This is a genomic window from Endozoicomonas sp. Mp262 (assembly GCF_025643335.1).
Lineage (GTDB): Bacteria > Pseudomonadota > Gammaproteobacteria > Pseudomonadales > Endozoicomonadaceae > Endonucleibacter.
In genome coordinates this window covers 1,299,156-1,320,395 of sequence record NZ_CP092489.1, presented here as the reverse complement: position 1 = coordinate 1,320,395, position 21,240 = coordinate 1,299,156, and the positions used below count along the sequence as shown (strand labels likewise).

At 44.3% G+C, this 21,240-nt stretch carries 18 protein-coding genes and 1 pseudogene; 11 read left to right on the top strand and 8 right to left on the bottom strand.

Going from position 1 to position 21,240, the window contains the following annotated elements; translation table 11 throughout:
- Positions 1-11 precede the first annotated feature (11 nt).
- Entirely contained in the window at positions 12-383 is a 372-nt protein-coding gene (locus MJ595_RS05755) for a hypothetical protein (protein ID WP_263081509.1), read from the top strand.
- A gap of 134 nt (positions 384-517) precedes the next feature.
- Here MJ595_RS05755 and MJ595_RS05750 read toward each other — a convergent pair whose 3' ends face one another.
- Entirely contained in the window at positions 518-1,885 is a 1,368-nt protein-coding gene (locus MJ595_RS05750) for a transposase (protein ID WP_263081508.1), read from the bottom strand.
- 47 nt (positions 1,886-1,932) lie between these two features.
- Between MJ595_RS05750 and MJ595_RS05745 the strand changes: the two genes are divergently transcribed.
- From MJ595_RS05745 to MJ595_RS05705, 9 genes and pseudogenes are all read left to right on the top strand, one after another.
- Complete coding sequence (locus tag MJ595_RS05745) at positions 1,933-2,829, top strand: hypothetical protein (protein WP_263081507.1); 897 nt, start codon at positions 1,933-1,935, stop codon at positions 2,827-2,829.
- A gap of 386 nt (positions 2,830-3,215) precedes the next feature.
- Positions 3,216-4,889 carry a transposase gene (locus MJ595_RS05740; RefSeq protein ID WP_263078486.1) on the top strand — a complete coding sequence of 558 codons (1,674 nt, stop codon included), beginning with the start codon at positions 3,216-3,218 and terminating at the stop codon, positions 4,887-4,889.
- A gap of 18 nt (positions 4,890-4,907) precedes the next feature.
- Positions 4,908-5,420: pseudogene (gene torD / locus MJ595_RS05735) on the top strand (molecular chaperone TorD); the annotation flags it as partial.
- 62 nt (positions 5,421-5,482) lie between these two features.
- On the top strand, positions 5,483-6,214 hold the full coding sequence (locus tag MJ595_RS05730) for a polyketide synthase (RefSeq protein ID WP_263081506.1): 732 nt from the start codon (positions 5,483-5,485) through the stop codon (positions 6,212-6,214).
- A gap of 137 nt (positions 6,215-6,351) precedes the next feature.
- Entirely contained in the window at positions 6,352-6,825 is a 474-nt protein-coding gene (locus MJ595_RS05725) for a helix-turn-helix domain-containing protein (RefSeq protein ID WP_263081505.1), read from the top strand.
- Between the two features lie 32 nt (positions 6,826-6,857).
- Positions 6,858-7,241, top strand: coding sequence for a transposase (locus tag MJ595_RS05720; protein ID WP_263322467.1), 384 nt, complete (start codon positions 6,858-6,860; stop codon positions 7,239-7,241).
- Between the two features lie 78 nt (positions 7,242-7,319).
- Complete coding sequence (locus MJ595_RS05715) at positions 7,320-8,612, top strand: ISKra4 family transposase (protein WP_263081504.1); 1,293 nt, start codon at positions 7,320-7,322, stop codon at positions 8,610-8,612.
- Positions 8,613-8,631: 19 nt separating this feature from the next.
- Positions 8,632-8,817 carry a transposase gene (locus MJ595_RS05710; RefSeq protein WP_263322466.1) on the top strand — a complete coding sequence of 62 codons (186 nt, stop codon included), beginning with the start codon at positions 8,632-8,634 and terminating at the stop codon, positions 8,815-8,817.
- Positions 8,818-8,951: 134 nt separating this feature from the next.
- Positions 8,952-10,337, top strand: a complete 1,386-nt coding sequence (locus tag MJ595_RS05705) for a hypothetical protein (RefSeq protein ID WP_263081503.1) — start codon at positions 8,952-8,954, stop codon at positions 10,335-10,337.
- Between the two features lie 108 nt (positions 10,338-10,445).
- Here MJ595_RS05705 and gorA read toward each other — a convergent pair whose 3' ends face one another.
- The 7 genes from gorA to MJ595_RS05670 all read right to left on the bottom strand — a co-directional run bounded on the left by gorA (position 10,446) and on the right by MJ595_RS05670 (position 18,550).
- Complete coding sequence (gene gorA / locus MJ595_RS05700; protein WP_263081502.1) at positions 10,446-11,813, bottom strand: glutathione-disulfide reductase; 1,368 nt, start codon at positions 11,811-11,813, stop codon at positions 10,446-10,448.
- Positions 11,814-11,944: 131 nt separating this feature from the next.
- The gene (locus MJ595_RS05695; protein ID WP_263081501.1) at positions 11,945-12,922 is read right to left on the bottom strand and encodes a hypothetical protein; all 978 of its coding nucleotides are present in this window, start codon (positions 12,920-12,922) and stop codon (positions 11,945-11,947) included.
- A gap of 563 nt (positions 12,923-13,485) precedes the next feature.
- Positions 13,486-14,304: a phosphate ABC transporter ATP-binding protein PstB gene (gene pstB / locus MJ595_RS05690; protein WP_263081500.1), complete on the bottom strand. Its 819-nt coding sequence runs from the start codon at positions 14,302-14,304 to the stop codon at positions 13,486-13,488.
- Positions 14,305-14,308: 4 nt separating this feature from the next.
- Positions 14,309-15,223: a phosphate ABC transporter permease PstA gene (pstA, locus tag MJ595_RS05685; RefSeq protein ID WP_263081499.1), complete on the bottom strand. Its 915-nt coding sequence runs from the start codon at positions 15,221-15,223 to the stop codon at positions 14,309-14,311.
- On the bottom strand, positions 15,220-16,092 hold the full coding sequence (pstC, locus tag MJ595_RS05680; RefSeq protein ID WP_263081498.1) for a phosphate ABC transporter permease subunit PstC: 873 nt from the start codon (positions 16,090-16,092) through the stop codon (positions 15,220-15,222). The genes pstA and pstC overlap by 4 nt, the downstream gene beginning before the upstream one ends.
- A 100-nt stretch (positions 16,093-16,192) precedes the next feature.
- Positions 16,193-17,035, bottom strand: a complete 843-nt coding sequence (locus MJ595_RS05675) for a phosphate ABC transporter substrate-binding protein (protein ID WP_263081497.1) — start codon at positions 17,033-17,035, stop codon at positions 16,193-16,195.
- Between the two features lie 192 nt (positions 17,036-17,227).
- The gene (locus tag MJ595_RS05670) at positions 17,228-18,550 is read right to left on the bottom strand and encodes a TRAP transporter large permease subunit (RefSeq protein ID WP_263081496.1); all 1,323 of its coding nucleotides are present in this window, start codon (positions 18,548-18,550) and stop codon (positions 17,228-17,230) included.
- Between the two features lie 415 nt (positions 18,551-18,965).
- Between MJ595_RS05670 and MJ595_RS05665 the strand changes: the two genes are divergently transcribed.
- Positions 18,966-21,236 (top strand): ABC transporter permease subunit, encoded by a 2,271-nt coding sequence (locus tag MJ595_RS05665; protein ID WP_263081495.1) that lies wholly within the window; start codon positions 18,966-18,968, stop codon positions 21,234-21,236.
- The last annotated feature ends 4 nt before the right edge of the window (positions 21,237-21,240 follow it).

Below are 21,240 nucleotides of genomic sequence, written 5' to 3'. Positions count from 1 at the left end.
TTCAGGTGCTAATGATGAGATCTAATAATATAGATGTAAAAAAAATAAATGTGGAATTTGGAGGGGCGGATCATGTATTTGTCTCTGCGATGTTTAACAATGAATACTTGTTCACTCTTCTTAACGAAAATAAAGATAAACAGTCTAACTTATATAGCTTATCTAAACTAATGGGCGCCAGTGGTTTAATTAGAGCCACTTTATTTACTTCTAATATTGGCAATCTGGAAAAGATTAAAAACTTACAGGATAAGTTTCCTAAATCCTGGTATAAAGATTTAGAAATAGTGGTACAGCCTCCTGCTGATGAATATGATTATAGCTTATCATTATGGCTTGTAATGGGTGATGATGTCACTGTAACTACAGCTATTCCCGCATGATGAACGTCGATGATCGTTGGTATTGACAATAAGGCAGCAAAAATAATGAAGCCGATCAAAACTGAGCCGCCAATTAACAAAGCGGAGCTTTAAAGAAAAAATGTCACCCCTGAACGTAGCTACGATATGGCCGGTTATGATGTATCGAATGGAATCACCCTTTTCTCTTCAATACCATGAGTTACTGTGTAAAAAAGCCCCTCCCACGTTTTTATCAGCCAATGCAAAAAATAGCCCTGTATCCATTTCCATAATGCTATACGGACTCCTTTTGAGCGGGTTCTTAAAGCTTCCTGAAACTGGGGACAGCACAGTTCCTGTATTTGATCTACGAGAAAAGCAAGCATCGTCAGATAGGCCAGATTTGTGGCTAAGTGCTTCTCACCGTGACCGTAGTTATGTTCGAGATCGTAGCCTTGATTTTTCAGGGTGTTAAACGTCTGGTTCTCAATATGCCATCGGCAGCGCCCTCCTTTCATGACGGGTTCTATGGTTTCTTCGTTAAGCGGAATATCAGTCACCCAGCACCAGATATGCTGTTTACCTTTTTTATCGGTTTCGACAAAATCAAGCACATTAACCTGTTCTGCATATTTTGCCTTGTTCAGCCTGACGTCATTGGCATAGCGAAACCACCACTTAATTCCAGTCTCTTCATTAACTTTTTCAGCACGGTGAACTTTTCCCTCTTTATCCAGCTCATCCATCGCTTCAACCAGCGAAGCATGGTTTCCGTCTTTCGCTACAATGATGTAATGCCAGCCATAACTCTTAATCAGCTGGACAGTGGGGTTGTCAGCATAAAGACTGTCCAGAAGAATAACGAACTTTAAACGTGGGTGATGCTCTCGTATGGTGGCAAATAACCGTTTGATGGCATTTTTTTCACAGTCATTTTTGGTCGAACCATCCTGGCAAACTATGGCTTCCGGTGCCAATGGCAAGACTGTTTTTTGATCCGGGTGAGCAATGCATGCTGCCATTAACTGGTGGTAGTGAGCTTCGTTGACCTTTCCCTTATTTTTAGTACAGCACTCCTGACAAGGTTTTTTATTATTGCAGGAGTAAAATAGCCCAGTTCCATCGATCGGGAGCAAGTAGTGATTTTTCAAGTTCCCGCAGTGAAATTCGAATGCCTTCAGTAATCCGCCCCTTTGGACGTTAGACAGCAATGTCTTAAAAGGCTTTTTGAACTCTACGGGATCTATTGGATCCAGGATTTCCCGCATACTGGTATCACAGGGAGCACGTTTTTTTATCTGATACAGGTGCTCAAGGTTATGCCTTACTTCTTGCTCTGTTTTATCACGCTCAAACGAGAGGAGCGATGGGTACTTGAGATGCATCATGGCAAAAGCGGACATGGAGGCATCATGTATTGTTATTTTTCTGGAATCCTTGTTTGGTCGGACATCTGGAATTTGCTCATAACTTTCAGAAATCGTAGTAATTAAACTGTTTGCACAAAGATGCTTACGACTTTTTTGGAATGGATAAGCCATGAGAGACAGCCATTGATAAAGTATCCCTATCAAAAGTAGACGTTATTTTGTGCGAAATCACTCCATTTGGAATTTACTGTAAGCCTTGCTGTTGCAGTGATTTAATTGATGTCACGGGAATAGCTGCTGTAACTAGAGATGATAGGACGAAATTGATTTCTCAACCAGATATAACGTGGGGACGGACAGTTTTAAATTATAATCATATAGATAATCAAAAAGAATTAGATTTATGGAGCTCATATTTTGATAAAGCAATTAACTCTTTACTAAAGAATGGTTTTAGTATTGAGCATATCTCACGTTTTTGGCTTTTTATTGATGGTATATTAGATGACAATGAAGGAAAATATCAAATAATTAATTTAGCAAGAAAGAAATCATTTGAAAAATATAAGGTATATCAATATCCAGCAAGTACTGGCATTGGAAGCAGGAATCAAATAGGATGTGTCAGTGTTTTAGCTTGTAAGAAAAAATGTGGTGACACTTTCACTCCTTTTGAAAACAGGGTACAGACAAATGCATATCAGTATCCAGAAAATAAAAGTGAAATCCCTCCATTATTTGCGAGAGCCATCAGTCTTCAAAGCAGAAACAATCAGTTAATAAGTATTTCAGGTACTGCTAGCATAATAGGATCTGATAGCTTATACGAAAATGATATTGAAAGACAAACGCTTTGCACAATTCAAAACATTTCATTATTAATTAATCCTGAGCATGAGAGGGTTCATATAAGCAAAATAAAACCAGGGAATCTTAAATTAGAAGGTGTTTGCTCCTATAACGTTTATATTAAACGACAAGAAGACTACAAAGCTGTTCAGTTATTGTGCGAAACGTATTTTCCGAAGGAAATTCCGGCTACATATACTATAGCAGATGTATGTCGTGGTGAGCTATTAGTTGAAATTGAAGCTATGGCTATTATTTCTTCATAAATATCTAGCGATATTAAAGAGTTTTAAAATATAGAAAAATATTAGCTTGGGACATCATTGAGAGTTTATATGAGATGCCTGATTAATATTTATTTGAGTTGCTGGTTTATTGGTAGAGGTCTGTTTCTAGGCTTTACAAACTCTCTCGCTTTAATGAGTGTCTGTTAAATTATATTAATGATTAGTTAAAGGGTAATTAATGCCTAAGTATACCTGCTTCGATGGGCTTCGTTCTGATATTTATATGTGGCTATCAACAATTTTTAGAGAAGAGTTAACTAAAGATGATATTGATTTTTACACTAGCGTAGATATGGTGAATTTTCGTAAGTTCTCAATAACTGCTGGATAGCTGCAAAATTCTGATATACATCTATCCTTCCCTCATGCAACCCCCAATCAATCAAGAGCAAGTGTACTCACCTGCGAGATTACTGAATCTTGTTGCTCAGCAGCAAGGGCAGATTACTCAGCAGCAAGAGCAGATAGCGAAGCTTCAAGCGCTTGTTGAGGCACTGCAAGCGCAGATTCGTCGTCTTAAAAAACTGCCGCCAAAGCCTGATATCAGACCCAATACAAAACCAAAAGATGATGGTAAAAAGGGTGATAATGGTCCCGGTGATGACAACGAACCGCCTGATAATTCAGGGAAACGTAAGGTTGAGAAGCCTGGCGAACGAACACGAAAAAATCGCCAACAGCCTGATAAGCCAGCAACAGAAAAAATCATCACCGTAGAAGTATCTGATGTCCCGTCTGGTTCGACACCAAACGGATTTAGCTCTTTTTCTGTACAAGAGCTGACTATTCAGGCGTTCACGGTCGAGTATCATTTGGAGCAATGGCAGACGCCCGACGGACAAACCATCACAGCAAAACCTCCCGAAAGCCTGCATGGACATCACTATGGACCACAACTCCAGTCCTATTTGTTGTACCAGCATCACGGTTGCTCGGTGACTCAGCCGCAGCTGTTGGACTGGTTGTGGGATATAGGAATCTCAATGTCCGCGGGAGAACTTCATCGGCTACTCACTGAAGGTCATACTGACTTTCATGAAGAAAAAGACGCTTTGCTGGCAACAGGGTTCAAATGCTCCCGCTACATCCAGACCGATGACACCGGAGCTAGGCATAAAGGACAAAATGGCTACTGTACCATTATCAACAATGAGCTATTTGCCTGGTTTGAGAGCACAGGCAGTAAGAGTAGGGAAAACTTCCTGAGCCTCTTGCATCGCCCCTGGAAGACTTATTCCGTCACGCAGGACGCCTTGGACTATCTGGAAAAATTTGATTACCCGGAGAAGTGGCTAAGCATCATCAGGCAATACATGGGCGTTACGTTTTTAAACCGGGAAGCCTGGGAAGCAGCCCTTAACGACCATGGGCTAACGGGAAAGACCCGGCGCAAGCAAGCAGCAGAAGCGCTTATTTACAGCAGCTTAATGGCTCATGGTATGGGACACCTGACCACATTCAGTGATGGTGCTCAGCAGTTCAACGTATTCAACCATGCTCAATGCTGGGTTCATGCGGAGCGGGGATTGGCTAAAGTCCACCCGGTCAATGAGCAGCAAGCCAGTGCACAGTACTGGTGTCGTACATGGTTCTGGGCTATCTACAACGATTTAAAAGTCTTCAAGGCCAGCCCCGATAAAAGTAAAGCTCAAAACATACGTCGCGATTTCAAGGCCCTGACTAATACCCAGGTAGACTTTCCTGATTTACAGGACGCACTGTCAGGGCTGGTCGTTATAGAGAAGGAATTGCTACAGGTACTCGATGCTCCAAGCCTTCCGCTCCATAACAACCTGAGCGAAAGCCAAATACGGGAATACGTGAAACGACGAAAAATCAGCGGCGGCACAAAAAGCAAAGCGGGAAGAAAGTGCCGGGATACGTTTGCCAGCCTGAAAAAAACTTGCCGGTTGTACGGTTTATCGTTTTGGCATTATCTGAAAGATCGAATCATGGGCAGTGGCAGTTTTCCCTGGTTGCCCGACCTGATAGAACAAGCATCCAGCGACTTTTCGTGTGGGTTAACCAGCAGTTATTGAGAACTTACGAATTTTCTACATAATCTTTCCGAAATAAATGAATTAAGGGAGTCAGTTAAGCAATTTATGTTTTATCTTGATAAAATGTTATCAAGAGATGATATACTTCTGGAACTTGCTGCTGACTACTGTACATTATTCCTTCGGGATCAAGTTAGTGGTGCATTACCATATGCATCAATTTACCTAAGTAATCAGGAATTACATGATTCTGAATATGCTATAAAAATTGGGGAAATGATTAAGAATTGTGGATTTTTACTGAACGAAGATTTTAATGATTTAGGTGATCATATTTCTATAGAACTAGAGTTTTTTTCCAGGTTAATAGATTTACCTAATGAAGGTAACCATGGAAAACAAACACTATCACAAAATTTTTTTATTGATAATATTTTATTAAGCTGGCTGCCTGAATTTGCATCAAGATGTTCTAAGAAAGATACCTTTGGATTTTATTCGGCATCAGCAATGTTATTGCTGAAATTCTGTGAGATGGATTCATATTACACTTCGTTAAAAATGATTTGAATAATATGGCTTAATATTTCTGGTGTAATTTATTTTTTAATTTATATATTTAAGAGTGATGTATGGATGTTGCAATAATTGGTTTTTCATTCAATATTCCTGGCTGTAGAAATATTGATGATTTTATTGGTTTATTAGAGTCAGGAAATGATGCCCTTAAAAACAATGGTGATTTAAACAATAAGATTACTCGTGCTGGATACATATCCGGACATGAAGAATTTGATTATGAATTATTGGGTATATCTCTACGTGATAGTCTTATTATTGAACCTCAGCAAAGATTATTTATACAACAGGTATGGAAGGCATTAGAATTAGCAGGATATAACCCAAAGAAGATCAGTCGTACAGTTGGAGTGTATAGCTCATCCTCAGATAGTAACTATGCTATCCTTGATAAGCAAGATTGCCTGCCAAGTAATAAGTATGATCCCTTTGAGATTGAAATTGGAAAAAATAAAGAGCAACAATCACTAAGGACTTCATTTTTACTTGATTTAAAAGGTCCTGCTGTTGGAATTCAGTCAGCTTGTTCCAGTGGTTTAATGTCAGTGCATGTTGCAATTCAAGGGTTAATTACAGGAGATTGCGATGTAGCTATTGCTGGAGGAAGTTGTCTTCCATATCCACTCCATTCAGGATATGAATATAAAGTAGGTATGAATATGTCCAAAAGTGGGTATATATCGGCCTATGATGAGAAAGCGGATGGAATGGTTCCTGGCTTTGGCTCTGTGGTTCTGGTGCTTAAGGAATATGATGAGGCTTGTAGGGATAGAGATCATAAGTAGGTCATAGTTTGGTTTCAAATAAACTGGATGTTCGGCCAGTACGAGAAATCTACTTCTTGATCTAACGATCAGATAGCCATTGAATGATACATTTAGTCTATTATAAAGAGAGTACTGGTCTTTAAGTCCCTCTCCCTATGAAGTACGTCACTACAATCACTGATGAAGCTGTTTTATTAACTTTGAAATTCGCCAAACACTACGGACCTCTGAGATGTGTAAGGGAAAGAGCCCATAGCCTTTTATTGAGCAATCGTGGCTTTACCCTTGAGCAAATTGCCGAAATACTTGAAATTAGATATCAAACTGCTTCTCAGTGGATTGATGATTGGGAAGAATATGGTATTCGTGCCTTGTACAAGGGGCATGGTGGCGGTAGGCCGTGCATATATGACGAATCCGAAGTGCAACGCATAAAAGAATTAGTGGCTGAAGAGCCTCGTCGCTTATCGTATGTCAAATCCAAGATCGAGGATGAAACCGGTAAATCTTCATCAAAAATTACTCTGGCAAACATTGTAAAAAAGCAGGGCTGGTTTACAAAAGACTCCGTAAATCATGCAAACATAAACGGGACGAAGAGCAATTCCATGACTGTAAAACTGCTCTGAAAGATGCCCAGGAAGCCGAGAGCAAAGGGTTAATCAATTTATTTTATTTTGATGAGTCCGGCTTTACCCAGGAACCTTGTGTGCCATACGGTTGGCAGGAAAAAGGAAAGCAGCTCAGAATACCATCAGTCAAAAGTAAACGCATCAACGTACTGGGGTTTATGAACCGATGCTGTGAGCTATTTCATTATCCTGTTGTGGGTTCAGTGAATAGCGATACGGTGATTGCGGCCTTTGATGACTTTGCAGAGAAAATGGCAGATGAAAAATACAGCTCAAATGACCGTTACACGGTGGTTATGGTGGATAATGCCAGCATTCACACCAGCAAAAAGTTTTGTGCCAGAATTGATGACTGGATGATTGAAAAGAAATTGCTGGTCTGCTTTCTGCCAACGGGTGCTCTCTCAGATTGATTGACACGAAAGAGTGATTACACACAGCATTTTAAAATCAGCTATCTTGTAAAGAACGAGATACGTATCGCTTTTAATATGACTGCTGTAATCCTTTCCCGTACAGAGAAAACCTTCACCCTGCAAATAGAAGTGCCTGTTGATACAGGTAATATGCTCACCAGTGAAGACTTGCTCCAACAAGCTCTCAATGAAGGTGGTCGATTGGGCACTGGCGAGCTGTTAGAACGCTTTGAAGTGCCTGATCATGACCCCATTGTGTTGAAAGGCCAAAAACTGAGGTATAAACACCAGGTCGCCAAGCGTTACGAAACACCCTATGGCGCTGTCACTTATGAACGGGCTGTCTATCAAGGACACTGTGAAGGAAAGACTTGGTGCCCACTGGATCATCATGCTCATATTATCGGTGCTGCGACGCCCAAATTAGCAAAGATGGTTAGCTGGAAATACAGTAAAATGCCTGCGCCTGCTGTAGCAGAAGACCTTGCTTTGAACCATAGCCGTAAGTTGGCATTGTCTTACATCAAGCATTTATCCGATGCTGTTGGCTTTCTGATAGAAGACCACATTAATGATGAGTACGAGATCCCTCAGCTGGATGAGCCGGTTTCTTCTGTGGCCATAGGCCTTGACGGCACCTGCATGCTGCTTTGTGATGATGGCTGGCGTGAAGCGATGTGCGGCACAATCAGCCTATATGATGCCACTGGCCATAGGCAGTATACCATTTATACAGCCTCTGCACCGGAATACGGAAAGGCTTGCTTTTTAGGGCATCTTGAACGAGAAATCCGGCAGATAAAAGAGCGCTTTCCTCGTGCCGATTATGTAGGAGTAGCCGATGGTGCAAAAGATAACTGGCGCTTTCTGAAAAAGCATACGCAATACCAGATTTTGGACTTCTTTCATGTAATGGAATACATCGGCGCGGCGTCACAGGCATTGTTCCCAGATGATGAAAAACAGAGAGAGTCATGGCTTGATGACCGGCTACACCGGCTGAAACATAAAATGGGTTCAGCTTCGAGGCTACTACATGAACTTGAGTCTGTAGATCTTCCCCGAAAAACGCCGACACTGGTAGAAAAGCTCTACAAAGCCATCACCTATCTTAAAAATAACGTGTCGTTGATGCGTTACTATCAGGCAGTGAAAAACGAATGGCCCATAGGGTCAGGTGTTACGGAAGCTGCTTGTAAAACGCTGGTGAAACAGCGTTTGTGCTGTTCAGGCATGCGCTGGAAACACGGCAGTGCAGCCATAATTTTGGGAATTAGAGCACTCAGTCAAACTAAAGAACGTTGGGAGCAGTTCTGGAGCCACCTAATGGTGGAGGATAGAATCAATGAGCCTGTATCAGCGTTTTAATTAATCAGAGAGAGCACCCCTGCCAACATATTCACCTGAGCTCAACCTGATTGAAATCCTGTGGAGGAAAATAAAGTATGAATGGCTCAACCTCTTGTCAATCAAGAGCTTTGCGGAATTTGAAAAAGAAGTTGAACGGGTGCTTTTTTCATTTGGAGAGGAGTATATGATCTCATTTTCTAATACTGTCCGACTGGATGGTTAAATTATTCGAAAGCAATCTATACACTACTTAGTTCTTAAGCCTATCCATGTCTAGAATTCCTTTATAGTATACTCTTGAGAGGTTATCTGAACCAGAGATTACCAATAGACTTTACTGATAAGTCTTTTTTTCTTATGGGATCAGTATTCAATATGAGGCTTCCATACAAAATAACGATATTTATTTCAGTTTTATTTATCAAACTGTATGTTTCAACTTGTCATTCCATGATGAGTGAAGATGATGCCTGTAGTGAATCCATGTTAGAAGATATGGAATGCGATAAAATAATAGCAGAACCTATGGAAGTTGAAAGCATTTTAACACAAAAAGAAAAGGAACAAATTTTACAGCGTATTATTTTAAAACGTTTCCCTGGTACCAGCAAAGCAGACTGCGAAGGCCTTTCTGATATATTAGTTAATCGTTATGACTTTTTTTCTTTTTGCAATCCAAGTCATGTTTCCGAACATGAACTATGCGATTTTATGTATTACTATGCTGAACGTTACTATAAATATAATTTCATGGCAATAAAATCAAGAGAATCAATGAATGAGATAGACTTTAGAATGTGTTTAACTTGCTACGACTATGAAATGTTTAAACTTATTGAGGAGTATAGAAAAAGTCACCTGTCTTGCACTATGGATAGTGATATTTATTGTTATCGGGGTGGGAGAGCTTTTGAAATTGAACGAAAAAGAAATTTTTTATTACAGAAAAAAACTAACCACGCATGTTTTGGCGGAGAAAAATATGGTACTGGTATTTATATAACTCGTAAATATGCCACGGCAAAGGATTATGCTGAAAGGAAGTGCACTCGCCCAAATATAACAGGTTTTTTTCATCATTGCAGACATTATCATATATGGGCTCATAACGGAATGGTAATACTCAGAATAAAGATTAAACCCAACGCATTATTAGTAGGCTTTAGAAAATCCAGCTATTTTATGCGTTTTTTAGAGGAGGCAGTATTCATTAGTGATACTTTAGATGAAAAAAGGAAACGTGTTTTACAGTCGCCTTTTGATGAACATAGTAAAGCGGCGGCTGTTTGTTCATCAATTTTTACATTTTCTAATGATCCAGATGATTGTGTCGACAGTCTTGAAAAAGAGCAAGATTTTGAGGTGGGTCTAATAAAAGATCCGGATGTCATCGAAAAAATGTACGCCTATGATTTATCAATGAGCTATAAACTGCATATTCCTTATACCTGTCAAGAAATAATAGAAAACGGTTTAATCCAGAAGCAACTGGCAGTTACCGAACATGATGACCTTCTTGCACATCGTTATATTTTTGATGAGAATACAGAACATTACATTCTTATGGATGTGTTTGTGACAACAGCTCCCCAGTGTAGTGAATACAAGTTTTTTATTATTAACAGCTCAGGTGAATATATCCGCGTCAGGCCACCCCTGGTTGAAACTTGTGGTAAAAATTATAAATTGATTAGAAACTTTCATATTCAATATGATCTTCCAAAATGTAAAAAGAGAAAATAATAGTTCAATTTTATTTTGAATATATCGATACCACTTATCGCTTCAATAATTTAACGGTTATTAACCGGAGAACCATAAAAATCTTTATGACTCTCCAACCAATTATTGTTAGCGCATGGTCACAAACTCTTCAGCACTGGTAGGATGAATCGCTACCGTATTATCAAAATCAGCTTTCGTTGCTCCCATCTTTAATGCCACGGCAAAACCCTGAAGCATTTCATCGGAGCCATGACCGATGGCGTGAATACCAACAATTTTTTCCTCTTCTCCCACGGTGACCAGTTTCATCCGGCTGGGCTGACGGTGACTGGTGAGGGCGCTGTACATGGCGGTGAACTGACTGGTGTAGACCTTTACCTTATCATCGCCGTATTGTTCACGGGCCTGCTGTTCTGAAAGGCCAACAGTACCAATGGTGGGATGGCTGAAGACAACGGTGGCTACACTGTCGTAATTCAGATGCTCTTCGGGCTTGTTGTTAAACAGGCGCTCAGACAACCTTCGTCCCGCTGCAACCGCTACCGGCGTCAGTTCAACCTTACCGATATTATCTCCCACTGCATAAATGCCGGGCACACTGGTATTCTGGAATTTATCCACGGGAATATAACCCCGTTGGTTTACCTCAATACCAGTAGACTCCAGATTAATATCTGCCGTTTTGGGTGAGCGGCCGATAGCCCAAATCAGGGTATCCACATTGAATGAGCGGCCATCTTCGGTGTGCAGGGTTAAACTGCCATCCTCTTCTTTAACAACCTTGCTGGGGATAGCATGGGTGTGTAAGGCAGGTCCTTCGGCTTCCATGATTTCCACCAACGTATCGGACAGCATGTCATCAAAGCTACGCAGGGGTTTATGCTTTCTAACCAGCAGATGGGTTTCGCTACCCAGGGCATGCAGTACACCCGCCAGCTCCACCGCAATATAGCCCGCACCAACAACGGCAACCCGGTCAGGACGTTCAGTCAACTCAAAGAAACCATCAGAGTCAATGCCGTATTCAGCACCGGGAACACCAGGAATAACAGGCTGGCCACCCGTAGCAATGGTGATATGGTCAGCAGAATAATGCTTACCATTCACCTCGACGGTGTTACGGTCAACAAAACCACCATAGCCTTCCAGAACAGTAATTTTATTATTGCCAAGCACTCGCTCGTAGGAAGCATGAATTCTGCTGATATAAGCCTGGCGGCTCGCCACCAGCCTACTCCAATTAAAGGCCTTCATACTTGCGTTATGGTCAGTATCAAAACCGTAATCAGGGCCATAGCGCAGGGCATCAGCGATCTGTCCGGCAAACCACATAGCTTTTTTGGGCACGCAGCCCACATTAACGCACGTGCCGCCTAAATGTTTGGCTTCAATGAGGCCAACCTTAGCGCCGTGCATAGCCGCACGATTGGCAGTGGCAATACCACCACTGCCACCACCAATAACCAGGTAATCAAAATGTTGTTCTACTGTCACTGCCGAATTCCGGATGATTTGAAAAGGCTATAGTATGATACTAATTGCTTCTTCTAAGCTACGGTTTCTGCATTAGCGATTGGTGAAGTGCATGTATTTCACCAATCGCGCTTACAATAGGTCAGTAATTCCTATTTACTACCAGAGATTTTCGATCCAGATAAAGGTTTTGCGCTACCCGTACCACTCCCGCTAGGTTTAGACCAACCAGTCCCCCAAGCACTTCCTCCTGCTCTTCCTCCCTGATTAGCACCAGGATGGCTTTTGCCTGTCCAAAACGATGATCCACTCGAACCTCCTACGTTTTTAAAATCTGGATTAGAACTCCACCCCCCTCCCGTGGGGTTATTAGAAGTCCATCCACCACCAAAGTTTTTACTGCCTCCTCGCAGCCCTCTTCTATGAACTTTTTCCGAGCCATAGCCAAGAGCACCAGATGACATTTTTGCATACTCTTTTGGCAGATGAGATAAAGTGCTCACAGCCTCCAATATGTGAGTTGAAGGGGAACCATTCACATGCATCAAGCCCCCACCAAAAAAGATCCAGTATCCCAATGACCTGTCATCATCTTCTTCAGGACTGAATATTAATAAATCATTAGGTTTATAGTCCCAAGGATTGGAAACAGGTGGTTTATCACCATCTCCTCCTGCACAGGCAGCCAAGTAATAAATGATTGCAGGACGCTCTGTATCATCCTCGCAGGGCTTCATTACAACCCAAGAAAATTTATCACTTTCATGGTCTTTCAATAATAAATGAGCATTTTTATCACACTCCGAAGCGCCTTCCTCAAAAAAGCTACTGACTACAATACAAACTGGACTACAGGTTGTTTCTTCTCTACTTTCATTGTTATTCGTGGGAAAAACATAAGTTTGCAAAGTAGAGTTATTTTTGGACAATTCAGCCAATTTACTTTTAAAGCGCCGTTCTTGGCCTAAGGGGCAGATCCGCTCTTTTGTCGATACTCTATACAGTTCCGAAGCAGTCTCTTGCTCACCCCTTAAAACACCTTGTACTTCAGTCGCAGTAGAGATGTTTACAGTGGCAAAGGATATTCCAAAACCAATCAATATAGATTTAATAGCTCTAATCAAAAACATTTTTACAACTTCTTAACACGACTCTGTTATCAAAGTAAGCAGTTGATTGAGTTAGGGGGCGTTCTCAATTAGTCATGAGACCAGTTCCTCACACAGGCATTCAGGCAAGGCGTACGACGCAGGGCAGGGTGGTTCCCTGTTCAAGTCGTACAACGCGGCATGAATGCCTGTGTGAGGAACCCGAAGGGCCTGGCGCTCATCACGGCTGGCTGGTCACATGTCTAATTGAGAACGCCCCCTAGATTTACCTAATCTCCATCAACTGTAGCTCAAGCAGCTTTTTTTGCTTCTTCAGATGGGAGTTTGATGGGGAGCAGATGGTCAATGCTTTGGCCTTTATCCAACTTTGGTAGTTCTCTCAGTACATGACATAACCAAGCATCAGGCTCAAAGCCGTTCGCCTTGCGGAGTCGTCAGAGTCAGACACGAAATGGAAGATTCGCCACTCAGTTTTTCTTCTGGCACAACATCCACCGGAGCCAAGGTGGCTGTTTTTGTTTCAGGTTTGTAGATGTATTTCGCAAGGCGCTTACGTTTCTGCTGCTATTTTGAGGAGGCTGGTATTACCCAAACCGGCCACTGATATAATCCTGGGTGCGGGGGTCTAGCGGGTTGTTAAAAATAGTATCCGTGTCATCAAACTCTACCAGCTTGCCCATTAAAAAGAATGCTGTCTTATTGGAAATCCGCCGTGCCTGGTTCATGGAGTGAGTGACAATCACAATGGTGAACTCACGGCTTAGCTGTCCCATCAACGCCTCAATTCTGGCCGTGGCTACCGGGTCAAGGGCACTGGTGGGTTCATCCATCAGGATCACTTCGGGTTCCATGGCAATGGTTCGGGCAATACAGAGCCGCTGCTGCTGCCCACCAGACAGCCCCAGTGCCGATTCCTTAAGGCGGTCTTTGACTTCATCCCATAGTGCCGCACTCTTCAGGGATTTTTCCACGGTTTCATTCAGACGCTCACGGTTACTGATACCCTGGGCTCGCAGGCCGTAGGTAATGTTGTCATAAACACTCATGGGGAAGGGGTTGGGCTTCTGGAAAACCATGCCCACTCGCATTCGCAACTGCTGAACATCCATGTTGCCATAGACATCCTGCCCATCCAGTTCCACCCTGCCATCAATGCTTACGCCGGGAATCAAGTCATTCATACGGTTGAGGGTTCTGAGCAGTGTGGACTTGCCACAACCGGAGGGACCGATCAGGGCCGTCACCTGCATTTCCGGAATGGTCATACCGATATGGAAAAGCGCCTGTTGACTGCCATAGTGCAGATTCAGGTTTTCAATACCAAACTTGGTAGCGTACTGGCCTGCATGAATAGGGCGGTGCTTACGGAGGTTCGGTTCTGTGCCAAAGACGGTGCTATTCATGGTCTTATGCCTTCTTAAAACGTTTTGACAACATGCGGGTGACAATATTCAAGGCCAGTACAATCAAGACCAGTACAGTGGCCGTGGCATAAGCCTGATTCCATTCACTGACGGAAAAGAGTTCCTGTGTCAGTTTGTATAGATGGACGGTCAGTGTGCGGCCTGAATCGAAAACGGAATCCGGAATTCTGGCCACCATACCTGCGGTTAGAAATACAGGGGCTGATTCACCGATAATTCGTCCGATACAGAGAATAATGGCGGTAATAATACCCGGCATGGCATTAGGAAGAATTAAACGCCAGATGGTATAGAGGCGGGAAGCACCCAAGCCGTAGGAACCTTCCCGATAAGCCGCAGGAACACTCATCAGTGCTTCCTCAGTGGTGCGGATAATCACCGGCAGAATCACGATGGCCAGGGTCAGGGCTCCTGCCAGTATGGAGAAACCCAGTCCAAGAGTGGCTACAAAAAGGGTCAGACCAAACAGGCCGTAGATGATGGAAGGAATACCCGCCAGACTCTCCGTGGTAAAGCGAATAACACCGACGATCTTGCTGCCAGGACGGGCATACTCAGTTAAATAAATGGCTCCCATAATACCCACCGGCGCGGCAATGACCAGCGATAGCAAAACCATATACACCGTGGAGACAATCATCGGCCAGATACCGGACACTGCACCGGTTCGGCTATAGCCCGATGACAGAAAAGACCAATTGATATGACCAATACCGTTACTGATGATATGCCAGAGAATCCAGAACAGGGTGCTCACCGTGGTTACTGTAGCCAGCACAATTAACGACATCAGTATTCTGTCCTGCCACTTTCTGATATCTGGCCGGGTGATGACAGAAAGACCCGACGGAACCTTCAGGGTGGTATTAGACCGGGCAACACTGGTGGACGGAGTCATGAGTTACCTGCCTTTTTTTTGTTTAAATAAAGTAGCGAGGCATTGAGCAACATAATAAAGACAAACAGCACAATACCTGTGGCGTATAGCGCACTACTATGAATGCCGCTGGCATAGGACATTTCCAGGGCAATATTGGCGGTCAGGGTTCGTGCAGGTTCCAGCAGACTGCCCGGAATTGCCGTGGCATTGCCCATGACCATAATGATGGCCATGGTTTCACCAATGGCCCGGGCTACACCCAGAATAGTTGCCGTCAAAATACCGGAACGGGCGGCGGGAAGTACCACCTTAAAGATGGTAAATATTTTTGATGCCCCCAACGCCAGGGAACCTTCACGATAACTTCGGGGAACAGCGCGGATAGCTGTCTCGGAAAGGGTAATGACCGTTGGCAGGATCATCACGGTCAGAACGATTATACCTGCCAGAATGGTATTACCCGCCGGAACCCCAAAGGTTTTTTCTATTAGCGGCACAATGACCACAAGGCCAAAAAAGCCATAGATAACCGATGGAATCCCTGCCAGTAATTCAATGGCTGTTCTCAGGACACCAGCTATTTTCTCTGGGGCAATCTCAGCGAGGAAAATAGCGGTGAGAAGTCCCATGGGTACACCCAGGGCAATAGCGCCGAGGGTTGAAACCACCGACCCCATAATCATCGGGCCTATACCAAAATAAACAGGGGGCGCCCAGCGGGAACCCGTTATAAATTCAAGAAGCCCTGTGGCACTGAGGGCAGGAAAGCCCTCATAAAAAATAAAAGCCCCGATGGCACCAATGGCCAGGGTACTGAACAGGGCACAGGCAAAGAAAAGGCCATGGAAGGCCTTGTCAATCTGCGCGGGTTGAATATTCATTGCCATGATTGTCACGTCCTGACAAGCGTTTGAGTAGGCAAGCCTGTTCCAGAAAAAACAGGCCTGCCAGGGATCGAGCGTTTATTATTGTTATGGGTATCTGCTCTTATATCACCGGAATATAGCCATGCTCTGAAACAATTCTCTGGCCTTCGGCAGAAAGCATCCAGTCAAGATAATCCTTACCGGTTTCAGACAGTTTCTGTTCATTAAATAACAGTACAAAGGGACGGGAAACTGTATATTCCCCATTAGCAATAGCCTGGATTGACGGTTGCACTCCATCTACAGCCAGAGGCTTAAGGGTGTTATCCACAGTACCAAGAGAAATATAGCCAATGGCATATTTATTTTGAGCAACAATGGTCTTCACAACCCCGTTGCCACTAGCCACCTGGGCACTGGCGGTTACAGCCGACAGCTTGTTACCACTGACATCCTTAATCTTTAGTTTCATAATGTCTTCAAAGGCGCCACGGGTTCCGGAAGCCGGATCACGTGTCACCACAACAATGGGGTTATTGCTGCCTCCCAGTGCTTTCCAGTTAGTGATTTCACCCTTAAAGACACTGGCTATCTGTTCCTTGCTAAGATCACTGACCCCGTTGGCATTATTCACAACAACGGCGATGCCATCATGGGCCAGCACTTTCTGATTCACACCGCCCTTTTCTTCTTCTGTCTTGACGGGGCGGGAACTCATACCAATTTCACTGGTGCCGTTATTAGCCGCCTTTATACCGGCAGATGAGCCAGTACCCTGCACCTCTACCACAGCACCTGGGTGTTGCTGTTGCCATGTTTCTGCCAATAGCTCCATGACTTCAGTAACGGAAGTTGAGCCTGAGATGCTAACAGACTGGCTGGATGAAGATTCTGTGCCACCACAGCCAACCAGGGCTGCCGCCACACCAATTGCACCTAAAGTAGACAATAGGGCTTTCTTCACAATTCAGTTCCTCTAACAAGAAGGATCAAACAGTTTCGATAGCCAACATATTGCCCCGGTGTTACAAGCGGGTGACACAAAGATGACATTTTTATGACTAATGTCGTTTTATTGACCTGTCTTTCCTATGGCAAAAAAAGACCCGGAGTTATCCGAGCCTTTTTCAGGATTTTCAAAGCCAATGAGTACAGATTACAACATCATAGCGGCAGCCCAGCCAAAGGCGATCATGGGAATGTTATAGTGCAGAAAAGTAGGCATTACCGTATCCCGAATGTGATCATGTTGGCCATCGGTGCTCAAACCCACAGTGGGACCTATGGCTGACTCCGAGGCCGGTGATCCAGCATCACCCAGGGCACCTGCCGTGCCCACCAATGCCGCCGTAGCCAGCGGAGAAAAGCCCAGTTGCATGGCAAGAGGTACAAAAATAGCAGCAATGATAGGGATAGTGGAAAAGGACGAACCAATACCCATAGTAATCAGCAAGCCAATAATCAACATCATTAATGCAGCAATGGCTTTATTACCCGCAAATAGATAGGTTACCGAGTCAATCAGTTGTGGAATGTCGCCGGTTTGGCGAAGCACTTCCCCAAATCCGGAAGCCACCATCATCACAAACCCGGCAAAGGCCATCATTTTTATGCCTTCAATAAAAACATCGTCGGCCTTTCGCCATTGAACAATTCCTGCCACCACCATCACCAGAAAACCCGCCACAGAACCCAGAACAATGGAGCTGGTCACTATCTGAATCACCAGAGCCAGAGCCACTGCCGTCCCAACCACCAAAAGGGTATTTTTAGCCAGGGCCTCATCGTATTGTTTAATTACTTTACTTTCGACAACATTATAGTGGCGAGGTTTTCTATAGCTGACAAAAATGGCAAACAACATTCCCAGAAACATGCCAGAAACGGGAATAGCCATAGCCAGGGGAAGCAGGGCATGATCAACGGTTACCCCATTGGCTTCCAGGTTACTGGCCAGTATTTGATTGAGATAAATATTCCCGAAACCAAAAGGAACCACCAGATAGGTTCCGCACAAACCAAACACCAGAACACAGGCCACAATCCTTCGATCCAGTTGCATATTACCGAAGGTAGCCAGTAGCGGAGGAATCAGGATAGGGATAAAGGCAATGTGCACCGGAATAATATTCTGGGAGGCAATGGCCATACAAAGGATACCTCCCAACAAAACAAACTTTCCCCTGGCAGAAGGTTTACCCTCCGGGCCGCGATCCAGCTTGCGGGCAACACCCGCCGCAAGCCAGGCGGGTACTCCGGAATGAGCCAGGGCTGCTGCAAAAGCACCCAGCAAGGCATAGCTCAAGGCAATCTCCGCACCACCACCCAAACCATGGGTAAATGCGGTCATGGTTCCAGTCATCTCCAGGCCACCGGACAGCCCGGCCACCATAGCACCAACAAAGATTGAGAGTACGACATTCATTCGCGCCATACTCAACGCCAGCATGGTGATTACACCAATAACCACTGCGTTCATAAGCATTCCAAATTTTTCATAGTATATTTAGGCAACCATAGACGAAGCAGCATTCTGCTTATTTCATTACTATGGACGATGATAGTGTTCGGGGTCTACTAATGACCCAAGACAGTAGAAATTGTTTCCGGGGATGGAATCAATGATGGTGGGGGTGGGGGTGGTGATGGGAGAAGGCAGGTGCAGCAGAAACAGCAGGGGAACTGGAGCAGGTCAGTCCAGATAAGGGCATCGATAGTCCCATTGATAATGATAATAACATGATGATTGAGTCTCCAGGTTACAGCTTCCAGCCGTGTATTAAAGTACCCTGATTAATCAAACGGAGCAACAGAGAATTACTGTAATATCTCTGTCATATCAATCCCTTAATATGCGAGGATTTCACTTACAAATACACCGGATCGCTTGATTTATGCATCATCGTCCCATGGAAAAAAGCCCGGGAGTTGATTTTTACACGCCAGCCCTGAAACGATACCAGACTCTCCGATTTATCAAGGAGAAGCTGGCTCACTGGGGGGTGGCTACCGGTGGGCTGGGGGTTATTCTGGCGATTGCCCTGATTTTTTTCTACCTGCTCTATGAAGTAGCCCCTTTATTTAAGGGTGCAAAGCTCAATCTGGAGTCCTCTTATTCCCGTCAAATTACCGAGAACAGCACCGTCCTGTTTCTTGCCATGGACGAATACGCTGAAATAGCTCTGCGAATACTTTCCTCAGGACAGGCTATTTTTTCTTCTGCCAAAAGCGGTCAGCTCATCAAGCAACTGCCATTGCCAATACCAGAAGGGGTTAAGGTCACTGCTATCGCCAGGGCATCGGCTAACAGCAATCTGTTAGTTATAGGGCTATCCAATGGTCAGGTGATTTTGGTTAAGCAGCACTATTCCATCTCCTGGCCTGACAATCAACGGGTCATTACCCCCCTTACCAGTTACCCCTATGGGAAACAGCCAATTCACCTTTTTTCACAGGCTCATGCCATCAAGGGCGTGGCAATCAGTGACAGTGATGAAAGGCTTTTAATCGCTGGCAGCAGTGACAATAAGCTGGCTATGACAGCTTTCTCCAAGAAGGAAGACTTTCTCACCGGAGAAACCCGTCTTGAACAGCAGGCCGTTGTATTACCGGTAATTAAGGGTGCTAAAGGAAAGGTGCTGATTAGCGAAGATCAATCATGGTTATATACCATGACTGAAAAAAATCAGCTGGCTATTATCAACGTATCCAACCCTGACAAGCCCAGGTTTCATTCCAGAGTAAATCTGACAGAAGGCTCTGAAAACATTACTGCCATAGAGTCACTGCTGGGAGGTGTCTCCCTGCTGACAGGTGATAGTAGCGGCCAGATATCCCAATGGTTTTTGGTAAGGCAAGGGGAGAGTAGCGAGCTTAAACTTATCCGCAGGTTCAAGCTGGCTGATAATCCAATAACACAGCTTATTCCGGAACAAAGGCAAAAGGGATTCCTGGCTACCGATACCAGAGGCCAGGTTGGACTTTTCTATACCACGGCCCATCGGGTACTGCTGACCCAACAGTTATCAGACACCCCGATTAACCAGCTCGCTATCTCGCCAAGAGGTCATGCCCTGATAGTGGATAGTGATTCGACACAACAATACTATCAACTGGAGAATGAACATCCCGAACTCTCCTGGTCAGCATTATGGGATAAGATTTGGTACGAGTCCTATGACCAGCCAGAGTTTATCTGGCAGTCCTCGGCATCCAATAACGATTTTGAGCCAAAGCTTAGCCTGACACCGCTAGCCTTTGGCACCCTTAAAGCCGCCTTTTACGCCATGCTGCTGGCAACACCCCTGGCCATCTGTGGTGCAATTTATACCGCCTACTTTATGGCACCGGCATTAAGACGGAAGGTGAAGCCTGCCATAGAGCTTATGGAGGCACTGCCCACGGTTATTCTCGGCTTTCTTGCCGGACTCTGGCTGGCCCCCTTTATAGAAAACCATTTACTGGGAATTTTCTCATTATTGTTATTAGTACCCGTTGGCATCCTGCTATTTGCCCTGGTTTGGGAAAGTTTGCCTGGAAACATACGACACCGGGTACCGGACGGCTGGCATGCCATATTATTGATTCCTGTGGTATTAGCCAGCGGTGCTCTGGCATTTGCATTGGCTGTCCCCATTGAGCAATGGCTCTTTCATGGTGATATCCGCACCTGGCTAACCACGGAACTGGGCATTCCCTATGACCAGAGAAATGCCCTGGTGGTTGGCCTGGCTATGGGCTTTGCAGTGATCCCCACCATTTTCTCCATTGCCGAAGATGCCATTTTCAGTGTGCCCAGGCATCTAACCTATGGCTCACTGGCTTTGGGAGCAACCCCCTGGCAAACCCTGAGCCGGGTGGTCCTGCTAACAGCCAGTCCGGGCATTTTCTCTGCGGTGATGATTGGCATGGGCCGGGCCGTGGGTGAAACCATGATCGTGCTAATGGCCACCGGCAATACTCCCATTATGGATGCCAATATCTTTGAAGGAATGCGTACCCTGGCAGCCAATATCGCCGTGGAAATGCCCGAATCAGAGGTAGGCAGCAGCCATTATCGAATCCTGTTTTTAGCGGCACTGGTGCTATTTCTTTTTACCTTTGTAGTGAATACAGCAGCGGAGATAATCAGGCATCGGTTGAGGAAGAGGTATAGTTCGTTATAAGACA

What these genes read in the sequence shown, in the direction of transcription:
- MJ595_RS05755 (WP_263081509.1), top strand. Translation starts at nt 12, where the DNA reads ATGATGAGATCTAATAATATAGATGTAAAAAAAATAAATGTGGAATTT.
- MJ595_RS05750 (WP_263081508.1), bottom strand. Translation starts at nt 1,885, where the DNA reads ATGGCTTATCCATTCCAAAAAAGTCGTAAGCATCTTTGTGCAAACAGT.
- MJ595_RS05740 (WP_263078486.1), top strand. Translation starts at nt 3,216, where the DNA reads ATGCAACCCCCAATCAATCAAGAGCAAGTGTACTCACCTGCGAGATTA.
- MJ595_RS05730 (WP_263081506.1), top strand. Translation starts at nt 5,483, where the DNA reads ATGGATGTTGCAATAATTGGTTTTTCATTCAATATTCCTGGCTGTAGA.
- MJ595_RS05725 (WP_263081505.1), top strand. Translation starts at nt 6,352, where the DNA reads ATGAAGTACGTCACTACAATCACTGATGAAGCTGTTTTATTAACTTTG.
- MJ595_RS05715 (WP_263081504.1), top strand. Translation starts at nt 7,320, where the DNA reads ATGACTGCTGTAATCCTTTCCCGTACAGAGAAAACCTTCACCCTGCAA.
- MJ595_RS05705 (WP_263081503.1), top strand. Translation starts at nt 8,952, where the DNA reads ATGGGATCAGTATTCAATATGAGGCTTCCATACAAAATAACGATATTT.
- MJ595_RS05695 (WP_263081501.1), bottom strand. Translation starts at nt 12,922, where the DNA reads ATGTTTTTGATTAGAGCTATTAAATCTATATTGATTGGTTTTGGAATA.
- pstB (WP_263081500.1), bottom strand. Translation starts at nt 14,304, where the DNA reads ATGAATAGCACCGTCTTTGGCACAGAACCGAACCTCCGTAAGCACCGC.
- pstA (WP_263081499.1), bottom strand. Translation starts at nt 15,223, where the DNA reads ATGACTCCGTCCACCAGTGTTGCCCGGTCTAATACCACCCTGAAGGTT.
- pstC (WP_263081498.1), bottom strand. Translation starts at nt 16,092, where the DNA reads ATGGCAATGAATATTCAACCCGCGCAGATTGACAAGGCCTTCCATGGC.
- MJ595_RS05670 (WP_263081496.1), bottom strand. Translation starts at nt 18,550, where the DNA reads ATGAACGCAGTGGTTATTGGTGTAATCACCATGCTGGCGTTGAGTATG.
- MJ595_RS05665 (WP_263081495.1), top strand. Translation starts at nt 18,966, where the DNA reads ATGCATCATCGTCCCATGGAAAAAAGCCCGGGAGTTGATTTTTACACG.